At 41.6% G+C, this 16358-nt stretch carries 13 protein-coding genes; 12 read left to right on the top strand and 1 reads right to left on the bottom strand.

The features are described from left to right. Window positions 1-310 precede the first annotated feature (310 nt). From pfkA to ACN6NB_RS13145, 3 genes are all read left to right on the top strand, one after another. Window positions 311-1270 carry a 6-phosphofructokinase gene (gene pfkA, locus ACN6NB_RS13155; RefSeq protein ID WP_024424794.1) on the top strand — a complete coding sequence of 320 codons (960 nt, stop codon included), beginning with the start codon at window positions 311-313 and terminating at the stop codon, window positions 1268-1270. A gap of 27 nt (window positions 1271-1297) precedes the next feature. Then, window positions 1298-3058, top strand: a complete 1761-nt coding sequence (pyk, locus tag ACN6NB_RS13150; RefSeq protein WP_039180567.1) for a pyruvate kinase — start codon at window positions 1298-1300, stop codon at window positions 3056-3058. Between the two features lie 99 nt (window positions 3059-3157). Then, the gene (locus ACN6NB_RS13145; protein ID WP_039180564.1) at window positions 3158-3547 is read left to right on the top strand and encodes an FxsA family protein; all 390 of its coding nucleotides are present in this window, start codon (window positions 3158-3160) and stop codon (window positions 3545-3547) included. Window positions 3548-3571: 24 nt separating this feature from the next. Here ACN6NB_RS13145 and ytvI read toward each other — a convergent pair whose 3' ends face one another. After that, window positions 3572-4690, bottom strand: coding sequence for a sporulation integral membrane protein YtvI (gene ytvI / locus ACN6NB_RS13140; protein WP_144491326.1), 1119 nt, complete (start codon window positions 4688-4690; stop codon window positions 3572-3574). A gap of 100 nt (window positions 4691-4790) precedes the next feature. Here ytvI and ACN6NB_RS13135 point away from each other — a divergent pair, with 100 nt between their 5' ends. From ACN6NB_RS13135 to ytaF, 9 genes are all read left to right on the top strand, one after another. After that, window positions 4791-5255 (top strand): DUF441 domain-containing protein, encoded by a 465-nt coding sequence (locus ACN6NB_RS13135; RefSeq protein ID WP_007501699.1) that lies wholly within the window; start codon window positions 4791-4793, stop codon window positions 5253-5255. Window positions 5256-5631: 376 nt separating this feature from the next. Continuing rightward, a complete protein-coding gene (gene citZ / locus ACN6NB_RS13130) occupies window positions 5632-6750 on the top strand; it encodes a citrate synthase (protein WP_024424790.1) in 1119 nt (372 codons plus the stop codon). A gap of 153 nt (window positions 6751-6903) precedes the next feature. Then, window positions 6904-8175, top strand: coding sequence for an NADP-dependent isocitrate dehydrogenase (gene icd / locus ACN6NB_RS13125; RefSeq protein WP_024424789.1), 1272 nt, complete (start codon window positions 6904-6906; stop codon window positions 8173-8175). A gap of 34 nt (window positions 8176-8209) precedes the next feature. Then, window positions 8210-9148, top strand: coding sequence for a malate dehydrogenase (gene mdh, locus ACN6NB_RS13120; RefSeq protein ID WP_008356047.1), 939 nt, complete (start codon window positions 8210-8212; stop codon window positions 9146-9148). 184 nt (window positions 9149-9332) lie between these two features. Then, window positions 9333-10061 carry a response regulator transcription factor gene (locus tag ACN6NB_RS13115; RefSeq protein ID WP_039180559.1) on the top strand — a complete coding sequence of 243 codons (729 nt, stop codon included), beginning with the start codon at window positions 9333-9335 and terminating at the stop codon, window positions 10059-10061. Further along, window positions 10054-11796: a two-component system histidine kinase PnpS gene (gene pnpS, locus ACN6NB_RS13110; RefSeq protein ID WP_039180556.1), complete on the top strand. Its 1743-nt coding sequence runs from the start codon at window positions 10054-10056 to the stop codon at window positions 11794-11796. The genes ACN6NB_RS13115 and pnpS overlap by 8 nt, the downstream gene beginning before the upstream one ends. Before the next feature lie 255 nt (window positions 11797-12051). Further along, on the top strand, window positions 12052-14691 hold the full coding sequence (polA, locus tag ACN6NB_RS13105; protein WP_041086577.1) for a DNA polymerase I: 2640 nt from the start codon (window positions 12052-12054) through the stop codon (window positions 14689-14691). A 26-nt stretch (window positions 14692-14717) separates the two neighbouring features. Next, window positions 14718-15551: a DNA-formamidopyrimidine glycosylase gene (mutM, locus tag ACN6NB_RS13100; protein ID WP_024426140.1), complete on the top strand. Its 834-nt coding sequence runs from the start codon at window positions 14718-14720 to the stop codon at window positions 15549-15551. A gap of 174 nt (window positions 15552-15725) precedes the next feature. Next, complete coding sequence (ytaF, locus tag ACN6NB_RS13095; RefSeq protein ID WP_034279660.1) at window positions 15726-16358, top strand: sporulation membrane protein YtaF; 633 nt, start codon at window positions 15726-15728, stop codon at window positions 16356-16358.

Here is a 16358-nt window from a genome sequence, read left to right as displayed (position 1 = left end):
TTTTTTTCATCTTTTTTCATGAAAACCGACCTCATGTAAGCGCTATTTGAAAATAATTTTCTTTTGTTTTCATAAAATTTGAAACGTCTGAAAACCCTGATATGACAAGGTTTATAGCACCTGCCTTTACAGATTTCAGAGAGATTTGCTTTCATGACGTTCTTAACTTTTGTTTAAAAACGGTTTATTTAATTGTATAATAAGTACGGTTTTAGAAATTCGTATTGAAAACATCCAAATTTGCTCATGATTGTTTTCAAGCAGTGGAAATGGTATGTTTAATTCATATATGGTCTCTGAGGTGAAAAAGATGAAGCGTATAGGAGTTTTAACAAGCGGTGGGGATTCCCCAGGAATGAATGCAGCTGTGCGCGCAGTTGTAAGGAAAGCAATTTACCATAATGTTGAAGTTTACGGTATTTATAATGGATACTCAGGTCTAATTAACGGTAAAATTGAGAAACTCGAAATAGGTTCGGTAGGCGATATCATTCATCGTGGAGGAACAAAACTTTACACGGCAAGATGTCCTGAATTCAAGACAGTTGAAGGTCGTGAAAAGGGAATTGAAAACTTAAAAAAATTCGGTATTGAAGGACTTGTAGTCATTGGTGGAGACGGGTCATTTATGGGAGCGAAGAAATTAACAGAGCTCGGTTTTCCATGTGTAGGTGTCCCTGGCACGATTGACAACGATATTCCAGGTACTGATTTCACTATTGGCTTTGATACAGCACTGAATACTGTCATTGATGCCATTGATAAAATTCGTGATACAGCCACATCTCATGAACGTACATACGTAGTGGAAGTAATGGGAAGACATGCTGGTGATATTGCCCTTTGGTCAGGTCTTGCGGGCGGAGCCGAATCTATTTTGATTCCTGAAGCAGACTATGACATGGACGAAATTATTGCTAGGTTAAGAAGAGGTCACGAGCGCGGCAAGAAGCATAGTATTATTATCGTTGCAGAAGGCGTAGGCAGCGGTGTTGAATTTGGTAAGCGGATTGAAGAGGAGACAAGCCTTGAAACACGTGTATCTGTCTTAGGACATATTCAGCGCGGAGGTTCTCCGAGTGCATTTGACCGTGTACTGGCAAGCCGTTTAGGAGCATACGCAGTCGAGCTTCTCCTTGAAGGACAAGGCGGACGCTGTGTAGGCATTCAAAGCAATGAACTTGTCCATCATGATATTTTAGAAATCTTAGATAAAAAACATACAGTCGATAAAAATATGTACCGACTTTCACAAGAGCTCTCTATATAAAACGAGAAGACCTTAGGAGGAACAGTAATGAGAAAGACAAAAATCGTTTGTACAATCGGTCCAGCAAGTGAAAGCATTGAAAAGCTGACTGAATTGATTGAAGCAGGAATGAATGTAGCCAGACTAAACTTCTCCCACGGAGATTTTGAAGAGCATGGTGCACGCATTGAAAACATACGTAAAGCAGGTAAAACATTAGGCAAGGACATTGCGATCCTTCTAGATACAAAAGGTCCAGAGATCCGTACACGTACAGTTGAAAACGGCTCAATTGAGCTAGTCGCTGGTGCTGATCTTATCGTGAGTATGGAAGACATTGTTGGAAATACGGAAAAAATTAGTGTGACATACGAAGATTTAATTCATGATGTAGAAGTAGGTTCAACGATTCTATTAGATGATGGTCTGATTGGTTTAGAAGTAAAAGAAATTAACAAGGACCGCAAAGAAATCGTCACTAAAGTCATGAATACAGGCACACTCAAAAACAAAAAAGGTGTCAACATACCTGGCGTCAGTGTGAACCTGCCAGGTATTACAGAAAAGGATGCCAATGATATTCTGTTTGGAATTGAACAAGGCGTCGATTTCATCGCAGCTTCTTTTGTGAGACGAGCTTCTGATGTTCTTGAAATTCGTGAGCTTCTTGAAAAGAACAATGCGACTGATATTCAAATCATTCCTAAGATTGAAAACCAAGAGGGTGTTGATAACATCGACGAAATCCTTGAGGTATCTGATGGTTTAATGGTTGCGCGTGGAGATCTTGGTGTAGAGATCCCGGCAGAAGAAGTACCTCTTGTTCAAAAAATGCTGATCAAAAAATGTAATCGTTTAGGCAAGCCTGTCATCACAGCGACTCAAATGCTGGACAGCATGCAGCGTAACCCTCGTCCAACCCGCGCGGAAGCAAGTGACGTGGCCAATGCTATTTTTGACGGTACAGATGCGATTATGCTTTCTGGTGAAACAGCAGCAGGAACATATCCAGTAGAAGCTGTACAAACGATGCATAACATTGCATCACGTTCAGAAGAAGCACTAAACTATAAAGCAATTCTTTCCCGCAGAAGCGAAGAAGTAGAAGTCAGCATTACAGATGCGATCGGTCAATCTGTTGCACATACAGCAATGAAGCTTGATGTGGCAGCCATTGTGACGCCTACGGAAAGCGGACATACAGCCAGAATGATTTCAAAATATAGACCAAAAGCACCAATCGTAGCAGTTACAGCAAACGAATCAGTGGCAAGAAAGCTTTCACTCGTATTCGGTGTATTTGCAAAGAGCGGATCAAAAACGACGTCTACTGATGAAATGCTTGAGAATGCAGTAGAAAAGTCTATTGAAACAGGCTATGTAAGACACGGCGATTTAATCGTCATTACAGCAGGTGTGCCAGTTGGTGAAACAGGTACGACGAACTTAATGAAAGTATATGTTGTCGGTGACATCATTGCGAAAGGTCAAGGTATTGGCCGTAAATCTGCATTTGGACCGGTTGTCATTGCACAAAGCGGAAAAGAAGCAGAAGAAAAAATGTACGACGGTGCGATCCTAGTCGCAAACTGCACAGATCGTGATATGATGGGAGCTTTAGAAAAAGCATCTGCCCTTATCACAGAAGAAGGCGGTTTAACAAGCCATGCAGCTGTTGTTGGATTAAGCCTTGGCATTCCAGTAATTGTTGGTCTTGACGGCGCAACAACACTATTAAAAGAAGGCGAAGAGATTACAGTAGATCCAGCACGCGGAGCGATCTACAAAGGCCGTGCAAGCGTCCTTTAAATCATCCAAGAGAGGAGTTGTCTGACTCCTCTCTTTTTTTATGTTACACTAAAAAAAGTAAACAGCTTTCGATGAAAGATACCCCATGAGGTGATATGGTTGAAGAAATATTTTCTACTATTATTAATTCTGTTCCCTGCGGTGGAAATTAGTTTATTTTTAATCTCAAGTAAAATCATTGGCATTTTGCCAACGATGCTGCTCATCGTGCTGACAAGTGCATTAGGTGCTTATTTCGCAAGAAAACAAGGAATAGAAGCCTTCCAAAAAGTGCAGCGAGATTTACAATATGGCAAGATGCCAGGGGGAGCGATTGTCGATGGTTTTTGTATTCTGATTGGCGGTCTGTTGCTGCTCATTCCAGGCTTCTTATCAGATCTCATTGGGGCTTTGCTGCTCATTCCGGTGACGAGAAAGGGAATCAAGCCGCTCTTTGAACGCTGGCTTAGAAACTTGTCTAATCGCAACCGCTATACAATCATTCGCTAAAGAGACCTTCAGCCTAGGTCTCTTTTATTTTTGCATGCCATACCGAATGTACTCAAAAATATCTCTGAAAACTCCTGCATTACGGAATGCCTGCCACACGACAAGGGAAGCAGGGCCAATCACAAGTCCAAGAAAACCAAACCATTTTAACCCGACAAATAGCGCCACAAGCGTTGCTAGAGGATTAAGTCCGATGGATTTGCTTAAGACTTTTGGCTCTGATATTTGTCTTTGAATGAGGACAACAATATACAAAATGCCCAGTCCAATGGCGAGTGAAAGATTTCCTGTCATAGCAGAATAAATGATCCACGGTAGGAAAACAGTGCCGCTCCCGATATATGGAAGTAAATCGACAAATCCAATACATAAAGCAATTACAAGGGCATGCTCGACTTTTAAAACGATGAGTCCAATCAATACAATACCAATCGTCATGGCCACAAGCAGAAGCTGAGCCTTCATAAAACCGGTAATGGCTTTTTTGATTTCAGATAAAATGGCGCGTGTATGCTGCATCCATTTTGCGGGAAAGATACGTGAGCCATATGTTTTTAATGTAAACCAATCTTTCGTGATAAAAAAAGTTGCCAGAGCAGAAAATAACAATGTTGCTGCTGCATCAGGCAAAAGACCTAAAAAAGCCGGAATAAGCTCAAGTGTTTTTGAAAGAAAAGTCCCGATTTTTGCGGCAGCTTCATCACCGAGTGCTTGAATTTGTCCCAAAATCGATTCCTTTTGACCTGCTTGAAGCGTATTAAATTGGGCTGTGACATCATGATATAAAGGCAGAATTTTATCTGTGAAAAATTGCTCTACAATACCAATCAATTGATCAAGATGGCTAGGCAGCACCTTTGCCAAATAAGCACTACCTGAAATGATTTCAGCAACTAAAAGCGTCATGAAGCCGGCGGCTGCGACTAAAAAGAGCAACAGTACAATGACCACAACAAGTCCTCTTGGCATCCCGGTGATCTCTTCGATTTTGCAGACGGCAGGGTGAATCAAACAAGACACAATAAGGGCGATCCAAAAAGGATATAAAAACGGAAAAGACTGATATAAAAAGACAACAGCAAAAACAGCAATGCTGATCATCATCAAACTTCGCAGAAAAATGGCCACATAGGCGTGATTCACACAATCCCCTCCAAAAAACAAGCATGTCCGATACTTCATTTTATTCAAAAAGATTAGTAATATGAAAAGGTCGCAATAAAAAGAAAGAAAGGAGCGGCGTATGTTTACTCAAGCAAATTTATTTTTGGTACTTTTACTCGTTATTGCACTTATTGCAAAAAACAATTCGTTAATTTTAGCGGTCTCTGTACTGATCGCAATTAAGCTGATTGGCCTGGATCAAAAAATTTTCCCGGTTCTCCAATCTAAAGGCATTAATTGGGGAGTGACCGTTATTACCATTGCTGTGCTGGTCCCGATTGCAACAGGTGACATTGGATTTAAGCAGCTTGGAGAAGCGATGAAATCTTCCTATGCTTGGATAGCTCTTGGAGCGGGTATATTAGTAGCATTAATTGCAAAAAACGGGATTGTGCTACTCGAAAATGATCCGCATATTACGGCAGCGCTTGTGTTCGGTACCATTTTGGCAGTCAGCTTATTTAAAGGGGTGGCTGTTGGCCCGCTCATCGGGGCAGGAATTGCTTATTTGGCGATGCAGGCTGTGAAATTTTTCAGCGGATGAAAAGAGAGTGGTTCCTGCCACTTTCTTTTTTAAATTTTTTCTTGCGTGAGCTTTTGCAAAAAAACATAATTAAATATATTAAAAGAAGCAAATTCCCTTTATTCCATGCCTGATATGGGAGACTGGAAAAAAAAATATCAAAAAAAATTATAGTTAAACATTTAACAAATGTCTGATTATTGTTTATAATGGGAATAGGCTTAATTTTGAACTCATTGATCATACAAGAGATATGAGGCTAAAAGCGCTCTAACCGTATAGGTAAATGTAAGCATTTTCTTTTCAGAAACTGCCATCTTATTCGGATTGGATAGCGCTTTCAAAAAGTGAGAATTCTGCAACGAAGGGGAATCTTTTTAAAAAGGGGAGATTGAACATGACAGCAACAAGAGGTCTTGAAGGTATCGTGGCAACAACTTCATCCGTAAGCTCAATTATTGATGATACTCTTACTTATGTAGGGTACAATATCGATGATTTAACTGAAAAAGCTACATTCGAAGAAATTGTCTACCTGTTATGGCACTTAAAGCTGCCGAATGAGCAGGAGCTGAGTGAATTAAAACAACAGCTCAATGAAAATGCTCAGATTCCGCAAGAAATCATTGAGCATTTTAAATCTTATTCGCTCGATGGGGTTCATCCAATGTCTGCGATTCGTACAGCAGTATCCTTACTAGGTTTACTAGATGACGAATCAGAGATTATGGACAAAGAAGCGAATTACAGAAAGGCAATTCGCTTACAGGCGAAAATTTCTGGACTAGTCGCTGCGTTTTCTCGCATTCGCAAAGGACTTGAGCCTGTACAGCCAAAAGAAGAATACAGCTATGCTGCAAACTTCTTGTATATGCTAAATGGCGAAGAGCCGTCACCAGTAGAAATTGAAGCCATTGATAAGGCGCTTATTCTACATGCGGATCATGAATTAAACGCATCGACATTTACAGCACGTGTATGTGTTGCTACACTATCAGATATCTACTCTGGTGTGACAGCGGCTATCGGTGCGCTGAAAGGACCGCTTCATGGCGGCGCTAATGAAGGCGTGATGAAGATGCTTTCAGAAATTGGCGAAGTTGAAAACGTAGATTCCTATATTCATGGTAAGCTAGAGAAGAAAGAAAAAATTATGGGCTTTGGCCACCGCGTATATCGTCAAGGTGACCCGCGTGCAAAGCATCTAAAAGAAATGAGCCAGCGTTTAACAAACCTCACTGGCGAGCCGAAATGGTATGAAATGTCTGTTCGCGCAGAGGAAATCGTGACATCAGAGAAAAATCTTCCACCAAATGTTGATTTTTATTCTGCATCTGTATATCACAGTCTTGGCATTGATCATGACTTGTTTACACCAATTTTCGTGATCAGCCGATTCTCTGGATGGATTGCTCATATTCTAGAGCAATATGACAACAACCGACTCATCCGTCCAAGAGCTGATTACATTGGACCTGATCTTCAAACCTTTGTTCCGATCAGTGAAAGAGACTAATGTTTATAGAATAAGCGGGGGCTGATTTCAAAAGGCTAATCAGCCTCCATATCAACATCAACAAAAAACGAATCACGTGAAAAACTTTTTTGCTTGCAGACATCAAGCCAAGAAGTTTCAAATATTCACTACATAACCTGGGAGGTAATATCATTGTCACAAGGCGAAAAAATTACAGTTACTGGCGGCGTATTGAATGTACCAAATAATCCAATCATCCCGTTTATCGAAGGGGACGGAATCGGTCCTGACATTTGGAAAGCAGCATCAAGAGTACTTGAAGCAGCTGTAGAAAAAGCATATAAAGGTGAAAAGCAAATCACTTGGAAAGAAGTATATGCAGGTGAGAAAGCTTACAATAAAACTGGAGAGTGGCTTCCTGAGCAAACGCTTGAAGACATTCGTGAATACTTAATTGCGATTAAAGGACCACTAACAACACCAATTGGCGGAGGAATCCGTTCATTAAACGTGGCACTTAGACAAGAGCTTGATTTATTCACATGCTTACGTCCAGTTCGCTGGTTCAAAGGCGTACCTTCTCCTGTTAAACGTCCAGAAGACACAGACATGGTGATCTTCCGTGAGAACACAGAAGATATTTATGCTGGTATTGAGTATGCAAAAGGTTCAGACGAAGTGAAGAAGTTAATTGACTTCTTGAAAAACGAATTAGGTGTGAACAAAATCCGTTTCCCAGAAACGTCAGGTATCGGAATCAAGCCAGTTTCTGAAGAGGGAACATCCCGTCTTGTCAGAGCGGCTATCCAATATGCAATTGACCAAGGCCGTAAATCTGTGACGCTTGTTCACAAAGGAAACATCATGAAATTTACAGAAGGTGCCTTCAAAAACTGGGGCTACGAAGTGGCTGAAAAAGAGTTTGGCGACAAAGTCTTTACATGGGCACAATATGATCGTATTGTAGAACAAGATGGAAAAGATGCGGCAAACAAAGCGCAAAGTGAAGCAGAAGCTGCTGGCAAAATCATTGTCAAAGACAGCATTGCAGATATTTTCCTTCAACAAATCCTAACTCGTCCAGCTGAGTTCGATGTTGTGGCTACAATGAACTTAAATGGAGATTACATCTCTGATGCACTTGCAGCACAAGTTGGTGGAATTGGTATCGCACCAGGAGCGAACATCAACTACGAAACAGGACACGCTATTTTTGAAGCGACTCACGGAACAGCACCAAAATATGCTGGTCTTGATAAAGTGAATCCATCTTCTGTTCTTCTATCAGGCGTGCTGTTACTTGAGCACCTTGGCTGGCAGGAAGCAGCTGATCTAGTGATTCAATCTGTTGAAAAAACAATTGCATCTAAAGTCGTCACTTACGATTTTGCTAGATTAATGGATGGCGCAACAGAAGTAAAATGTTCTGAGTTTGCTGACGAGCTCATCAAAAACTTGTCTTGATTCTTAAACTTTAAAGTTAAAGGGGAAAAAGGAAATGGCAAACAAGCGTAAAAAAGTATCTGTCATCGGAGCAGGTTTTACTGGAGCAACTACAGCATTTTTAACAGCTCAAAAAGAATTAGCGGATGTCGTCTTAGTTGATATCCCGCAGCTTGAGAACCCAACAAAAGGGAAAGCTCTTGATATGCTGGAAGCAAGCCCTGTTCAAGGCTTCGATGCGAACATTACAGGCACTTCTAACTACGAAGATACAGCCGGTTCTGATGTCGTGGTCATTACGGCAGGAATTGCAAGAAAGCCGGGAATGAGCCGTGACGATCTCGTGTCAACAAATGAAAAAATCATGCGCAGCGTGACACGCGAAATCGTTAAATATTCTCCAGAAGCCATTATTGTTGTGTTAACAAACCCTGTTGATGCAATGACATATGCAGTTTATAAAGAATCAGGATTACCAAAAGAAAAAGTCATTGGACAATCGGGTATTCTTGATACAGCACGTTTCCGTACGTTTGTTGCTCAAGAATTAAACCTATCTGTCAAAGATGTGACGGGCTTTGTCCTTGGTGGACATGGTGATGACATGGTTCCGCTTGTTCGTTACTCTTATGCAGGCGGTATCCCGCTTGAAACATTGATTCCAAAAGATCGAATTGATGCGATTGTTGAAAGAACAAGAAAAGGCGGCGGCGAAATCGTGAACCTATTAGGTAACGGTAGTGCCTATTATGCACCTGCTGCTTCACTTGTAGAAATGGTTGAGGCGATTCTAAAAGATCAGCGCCGCGTAATCCCAACGATTGCTTACCTTGAAGGTGAATATGGCTACGAAGGCATTTACCTTGGTGTACCAACAATCGTAGGTGGAAACGGCCTTGAGCAGATCATTGAGCTTGAGCTGACAGAAGAAGAAAGAAGTCAGCTTGACCGTTCTGTTGAATCTGTTAAGAACGTCATGAAAGTATTGTCTTAATATGAAAAAGGAAGGCTTCTCTTATGAGGGGCCTTCTTTTTGTTTACAAAACAAATCTTGTCGAAATTTTAAATTGTCCTCTTGTTAAGCTTTCGTTAAAATGAAAGAGAAAGCGTGACTTCTCGCTTTTCACATAAGATACAAAAAAACGGATGCAGGGGAAATCACTAATTGGAGGCACAACATGAATAAAAAAATATTAGTTGTGGATGATGAAGAATCGATTGTAACACTTCTAAGCTATAACCTTGAAAGGGCGGGCTATGATGTCGTCACAGCAAGAGATGGGGAAGAAGCGCTTGAAAAAGCAGCAAGTGAACAGCCTGATCTCATTGTATTAGATTTAATGCTTCCGAAAATGGACGGCATTGAAGTGTGCAAACAACTGAGAATTCAAAAAATGATGTTCCCTATTTTAATGCTGACAGCAAAGGACGATGAATTTGATAAGGTGCTCGGCCTTGAACTTGGAGCCGATGATTACATGACAAAGCCATTCAGTCCTAGAGAAGTGGGTGCTCGGGTAAAAGCCATCTTAAGAAGAGCGCAGCAATCTCAGCCTGCCCCCACGCAAGAGGACAAGGAAGAGGTCATTGCAGACCAAATCAAAATTGGTGAACTGCGCATTTTACCAGAACACTACGAAGTCTACTTCCAAGAAGAACGTCTAGAGCTTACGCCGAAGGAATTTGAACTGCTGCTTTATTTGGCCAAGCATAAAGGACGTGTCCTCACACGTGATCTGCTGCTAAGTGCCGTTTGGAATTATGACTTTGCAGGAGACACTCGTATTGTGGATGTACACATCAGCCACTTGCGGGACAAAATTGAAAAGAATACGAAAAAACCAACATACATTAAAACCATTCGCGGCTTAGGCTACAAATTGGAGGAGCCAAAGCCAAATGAGTAAAATAAGAACCCGCCTGTTTTCGGGACTTATTTTTCTCCTTTTTATTGTGTTTGTCGCACTTGGCCTTTTTCTGGATCACATGTTCCATGTTTTTTATGAAACAAAATTAACGGAACGAATGGAAAATGAATCGAGCTTTCTTCTTTCTTCCATGGATGGTGATGATCTGCAGGCGAAGCAAAACAAGGAGATCCTCAATCAGGCAAAGCAGCATCTCGACATGAATGCGTCAATTGTGAATCTGAAGGGGAATATCATACATACAACGGGTCAAGCGGAGCAAAGGGGCATCATTCAAAACACACTGAACAATGAACGGCTTCAAACAAAAGGCGTCGTCATTGAGGATGAGAAGGATGCGCTGTTTCATTACGCAGTCCCTATTCTGAAACAAAACGAACCGGCAGGCTATTTATTTCTCCATGCGTCATTCCAGCCTTTAAACGAAATTGATGGCCAGCTTTGGCTCGCATTAGCCGTTTGTCTTGGCTCGGCGATTATTATCATCGTTTTCTTTGGATACCGCATGTCGATGAAATATGTAAAACCGATAGATTATGCCACAAAGGTAGCCAAACAGCTGGAACGTGGGAACTATGATACCAATCATTATGAAGAGCTCATCATTGAAACTAGTGAGCTTAATACATCAATGAAGCGTCTGGCAGAAAGCCTTCAAGAAATGACAAGCACTGGGGAAATGCAGCGGGACCGTCTGCAAACAGTCATTGAAAACATCGGTGCAGGAATTATTTTGATTGATAAGATGGGGTATATCAACCTAGTCAATCGAACCTTCCGCAAGCAGTTTAAGGTGCAAAAGCACATTTACATGCACAAGCTGTATCATGAAGCATTTACACATGACGAAATTATTGAGCTGATTGATGAAATTTTTATGACAGAAACGAAGGTGCGGAAGTTTTTGCGCCTAGCCGTTGACATTGAACGGCGCTACTTCCAAGTGGATGGTGTCCCAATTTTAAGTACAGACGATGAATGGAAAGGAATTGTCCTTGTGTTTCATGACGTGACAGAAACAAAGCAGCTCGAGCAGATGCGAAAAGATTTTGTCGCCAATGTGTCTCACGAATTAAAGACGCCGATTACGTCGATTAAAGGATTCTCCGAAACCCTTCTTGATGGAGCGATTGATGACAAAGAAGCGCTGACACAATTCCTTTCCATCATTTTAAAAGAGAGTGTCCGACTCGAAACTCTCATTCAAGATTTACTCGATCTTTCCAAAATCGAGCAGCAGCATTTCAAACTAAATATTCAAGACGCCAATGCGTCAGAAATCATTCAAGAGATTGAAGTCCTTTTAAAACAAAAGGCTGCGGAAAAAGGTATTCAATTACAAGTGCGTATCCCGAAAGAGCCTGTCTATGTGATGGCAGATCCGCTGAGATTAAAGCAAATCTTCCTCAATCTCGTCAACAATGCTCTTACCTATACACCAGAGGGAGGGAGTGTCACCATTTCGGCAAGACCGCGGAAAGGCGCCTATGAATTTGATGTAGCAGATACAGGAATCGGCATGAAGAAAAGAGAGATTCCAAGAATATTTGAGAGATTTTATCGAATTGATAAAGATAGAAGTAGAAATTCAGGCGGAACAGGACTTGGTCTTGCGATTGTCAAACACCTTGTGGAGGCGCATGAAGGGACGATTTCAGTCCATAGCAAACAAGGCAAAGGAACGACTTTTACAGTGAGCCTGAAATCAAAATAGGGAAAAAAGGAATGTCACGTTAAAATTTACATGATCTTTACAATGGATTCATGTTTAGTTAAACAATCATTGGTAGGATGAATAGGAACCCCTTCATCCAAGGAGCCAATTTTGTAAGGACGAAAACACTTGTTGTTTTCGTCCCTTTTTTTATGCAGGTTCGACTATTTTCTTTTCAAAATAAACTTTGATAAAATGATGATACAATGTGTGAAAGAGACGGCTGAAATGGCTCAGCCGATGGAGGATTAAAACATGACAGACAAAAAGAAATTAGTACTAGTGGATGGAAACAGTCTCGCTTATCGAGCTTTTTTTGCTTTGCCGCTATTATCAAATGATAAAGGCGTCCATACAAATGCCATTTATGGCTTTGCAATGATTTTAATGAAGATGCTCGAGGACGAGAAGCCAACCCATATGCTCGTCGCATTTGATGCGGGGAAAACAACGTTCCGCCACGAGACATTTAAAGAATATAAAGGCGGAAGACAAAAAACGCCGCCAGAGCTATCAGAACAAATGCCGTTTATCCGTGAACTATTAGATGCCTATCAGGTGAAAAGGTACGAGCTTCCTCAATACGAGGCTGACGATATTATCGGGACATTGGCTGTGGAGGCAGAAAAAGACGGCTTTGAAGTGAAAATTTTCTCAGGAGATAAGGACTTAACGCAGCTCTCAACAGACCATACGACGGTAGCAATTACGAAAAAAGGCATTACAGAAGTAGAATATTACACACCGGCTCATATTGAAGAAAAATATGGTCTGCGCCCAGATCAAATCATCGACATGAAAGGCTTGATGGGAGATTCCTCAGATAATATCCCAGGGGTGCCCGGTGTAGGGGAAAAAACAGCGATAAAATTGTTAAAGCAGTTTGAAACGGTAGAAAACCTGCTTGAACATATTGACGAAGTCAGTGGTAAAAAACTCAAAGAAAAGCTTGAAGAATATAAAGAGCAAGCGGTGATGAGTAAACAACTCGCAACGATTCTTGTAGAAGCGCCAATTGATGTATCAAGCAAGGATCTCGCATATGAAGGTCCTCATATGGATCAAGTGATCTCTCTTTATAAAGAACTAGGCTTTCAAACGCTGCTAGAGCGTCTAGGAGAAGCACCAGAAACAGGTGAACAGGTCGAAGTTGAAGCATTAGAAGTGAAAAAAATGACTGATGTAACGGATGAAATGCTGACAGATCACGCCGCCCTTGTGGTAGAACAGCTTGGAGATAATTATCATGAAGCGGATTTGATCGGTTTTGCGATCCATAATGAAAACGGTGCGTTTTTTATCACGAAAGAAGATGCACTTCAATCAGATGCATTTAAACAATGGGTACAGGATGAAACGAAGAAGAAATGGGTCTTCGATTCAAAAAGAGCAGTTGTCGCCCTCAGATGGCACGATGTCGATCTAAAAGGTGTCGATAACGATGTCCTGCTCGCTTCCTATGTCGTCAATCCTCAGAAATCCTATGAGGACGTCGCCAGTGTGGCGAAGGAATACGGCCTGAACATCGCATTTTCTGATGAAAAAGTGTACGGAAAAGGAGCAAAGCAGGCGATCCCACCTGAAGATGAACTGAAGGAACATCTTGGACGAAAAGCAGCGGCGATCTCTGCTCTGCATGATTTAACACTTGAAGCACTAGAAAAAAATGATCAACATGAACTGTATGAAGACTTAGAGCTGCCGCTTGCCCTCATCTTAGGTGAAATGGAATCACTTGGCGTAAAGGTAGATATTGAGCGCCTAGAGAAGATGGGTGAAGAGTTAGCGAAAAAGCTGAAAGAATATGAGGAAACCATTCACCGCTTAGCAGGTGAAACGTTTAACATCAATTCTCCTAAACAGCTTGGCGTGATTCTTTTTGAAAAATTAGGTCTGCCGATTATTAAAAAGACAAAAACAGGCTACTCGACATCTGCGGATGTTCTTGAAAAGCTTGAAGATAAGCACGAAATCATTCGGTCTATTCTGCATTACCGCCAAATTGGAAAGCTCCAATCGACCTATGTGGAAGGCTTAATGAAGGTAACGCGCAAGGATACACATAAAGTGCATACACGATTTAATCAAGCGCTCACGCAAACAGGAAGACTAAGCTCAACAGATCCCAACTTGCAAAACATCCCAATTCGTTTAGAGGAAGGACGGAAGATTCGTCAAGCATTCGTTCCATCAAAAGAAGGCTGGCTTATGTTTGCTGCTGACTATTCACAAATTGAGCTGCGTGTACTCGCTCATATTTCTCAGGATGAGAATTTGATCGAAGCGTTTACGCAAGATATGGATATTCACACGAAAACAGCGATGGACGTGTTCCATGTCTCAGAAGAAGAAGTGACTTCCTCTATGAGAAGACAAGCCAAGGCTGTCAACTTCGGAATTGTATATGGAATCAGTGACTATGGATTATCTCAAAATCTTGGGATCACAAGAAAAGAAGCAGCTGCCTTTATCGAACGCTATTTAACAAGCTTTAAAGGCGTGAAAACCTATATGGAAGAGATTGTGCAGGAAGCGAAACAAAAAGGATATGTCACGACACTTCTCAAACGCAGACGGTATATCCCGGATATCACCAGCCGTAATTTTAATATCAAAAGCTTTGCGGAAAGAACAGCCATGAACACACCGATCCAAGGAAGTGCAGCTGATATTATTAAAAAAGCCATGATTGATATGGCGCGTAAGTTAAAAGAAGAAAACTTGCAGGCAAATCTTTTATTACAGGTGCACGATGAATTGATCTTCGAAGCGCCGAAAGAAGAAATTGCCATACTCGAAAAAATTGTCCCTGAAGTCATGGAAAATGCACTTCAGCTAGATGTGCCGCTAAAAGTTGATTTTGCTTCAGGCCCATCTTGGTACGACGCAAAATAATAGAGAGAGAAAAAGGAGCGAGGAGCATGCCGGAATTACCAGAAGTTGAAACCGTCCGGCGCACACTCAAGCGGTTAGTCGAAGGAAAAACGATTGAAACGGTCGATATCAAATGGCCAAATATCATCAAACGTCCTGGGGAGCCGGAAGAGTTCGCAAGAAGGATGGTAGGAGAAACGATACAAACCATTGAAAGAAGAGGAAAGTTCCTGCTCTTTCATTTAGACCACTACGTAATGGTCTCCCATTTAAGGATGGAAGGGAAATACCGTGTACATGAAGCGCATGAACCATACGATAAACATGTACACGTCGTCTTTACATTTACCGATGGTACTGAGCTTCGGTATCATGATGTGCGTAAATTTGGCACAATGCATTTATTTCAGCCGGGTGAAGAGGAAAAGGAACTCCCGCTCTCACAGCTGGGGTATGAGCCTTTTGATGATCAATTCACTCCGGAATATTTATGGGAGCAATTGAAAAAAACATCCCGTGTGGTCAAAACAGCGCTGCTTGATCAAAAGATTGTCGTGGGACTAGGTAATATTTATGTAGACGAGGTTTTGTTTAAAGCAGGCATTCATCCAGAAACAAAAGCGAATCAGCTCAGCCTTGAATCGTGTAAAGTGCTTCACAGGCATATTATCGATACACTTCAAGTAGCGGTAGATGCAGGAGGAAGCACGATTCGCTCATATATCAATTCACAAGGTGATATTGGAACATTTCAGCTGCAGCTTCTTGTGTATGACCGGCGGGGAGAGCCTTGTCAAACATGCGGAAGCATCATTGAGAAAACAGTAGTCGGAGGGCGCGGCACACATTTTTGTGTAACCTGCCAAAAACGTCCTCAATAAAAATCAGCCATCAGCATGCTTCCTTTTTGCTGTGCATACGATAAAAAACATTCATTTTTCAGCAAGGTGTAGACTGACACACAGCCCACCTGCTCTTCATATAGTGAAGAAGAGTCTAAGGACGCCTAGAGACTCTTGATCATCGTTGCATGAACAGAAAGGAAGAGTTCAGGTATGATTTCGATTTCGCTCCTGTTTTTAGCTATTGCAGTCAGCATTGACAGCTTTTCTGTAGGCTTTACGTATGGACTTCGTAAAATGAAGATTCCATTTAAAGCGATTGTCATTATTGCATGCTGTTCAGGGATTGTGCTGCTCATTTCTATGCTGATTGGCAGCCTGCTGACGACATTCCTCCCTGTCTCAGTGACAGATAAACTTGGTGGAGGCATTTTGATCGCCATTGGACTTTGGGTCCTTTATCAATTTTACAAACCAGCGAAAGAGCGTGATTTGCTACTTCATGAAAAGACATTGCTTAATGTGGAAGTGCAGTCACTTGGTCTTGTCATTCAAATTTTGCGCAAGCCGACAAGTGCAGATATTGACCGTTCTGGGACGATCAATGGAATAGAAGCAGTGCTTCTTGGGATTGCTTTATCCATTGATGCATTTGGCGCAGGGATTGGCGCTGCGATTCTAGGCTTTTCACCAATTGTCATGAGTATCACTGTGGCCGTAATGAGCTCACTCTTTGTGTGTATAGGGCTTCGTTCCGGTCATTACTTGGCAAATTGGCGCTGGATCGATAAGCTTGCATGCTTACCAGGGCTTCTGCTCATTTTAATTGGGGTGTGGAAGCTGTAA

It is taken from the genome of Bacillus sp. 11B20 (assembly GCF_056098985.1).
This window is presented reverse-complemented; position numbering and strand designations above follow the sequence as displayed.

What these genes read in the sequence shown, in the direction of transcription:
- pnpS (WP_039180556.1), top strand. Translation starts at nt 10,054, where the DNA reads ATGAGTAAAATAAGAACCCGCCTGTTTTCGGGACTTATTTTTCTCCTT.
- ACN6NB_RS13135 (WP_007501699.1), top strand. Translation starts at nt 4,791, where the DNA reads ATGTTTACTCAAGCAAATTTATTTTTGGTACTTTTACTCGTTATTGCA.
- ACN6NB_RS13115 (WP_039180559.1), top strand. Translation starts at nt 9,333, where the DNA reads ATGAATAAAAAAATATTAGTTGTGGATGATGAAGAATCGATTGTAACA.
- mutM (WP_024426140.1), top strand. Translation starts at nt 14,718, where the DNA reads ATGCCGGAATTACCAGAAGTTGAAACCGTCCGGCGCACACTCAAGCGG.
- polA (WP_041086577.1), top strand. Translation starts at nt 12,052, where the DNA reads ATGACAGACAAAAAGAAATTAGTACTAGTGGATGGAAACAGTCTCGCT.
- citZ (WP_024424790.1), top strand. Translation starts at nt 5,632, where the DNA reads ATGACAGCAACAAGAGGTCTTGAAGGTATCGTGGCAACAACTTCATCC.
- mdh (WP_008356047.1), top strand. Translation starts at nt 8,210, where the DNA reads ATGGCAAACAAGCGTAAAAAAGTATCTGTCATCGGAGCAGGTTTTACT.
- ytaF (WP_034279660.1), top strand. Translation starts at nt 15,726, where the DNA reads ATGATTTCGATTTCGCTCCTGTTTTTAGCTATTGCAGTCAGCATTGAC.
- pfkA (WP_024424794.1), top strand. Translation starts at nt 311, where the DNA reads ATGAAGCGTATAGGAGTTTTAACAAGCGGTGGGGATTCCCCAGGAATG.
- pyk (WP_039180567.1), top strand. Translation starts at nt 1,298, where the DNA reads ATGAGAAAGACAAAAATCGTTTGTACAATCGGTCCAGCAAGTGAAAGC.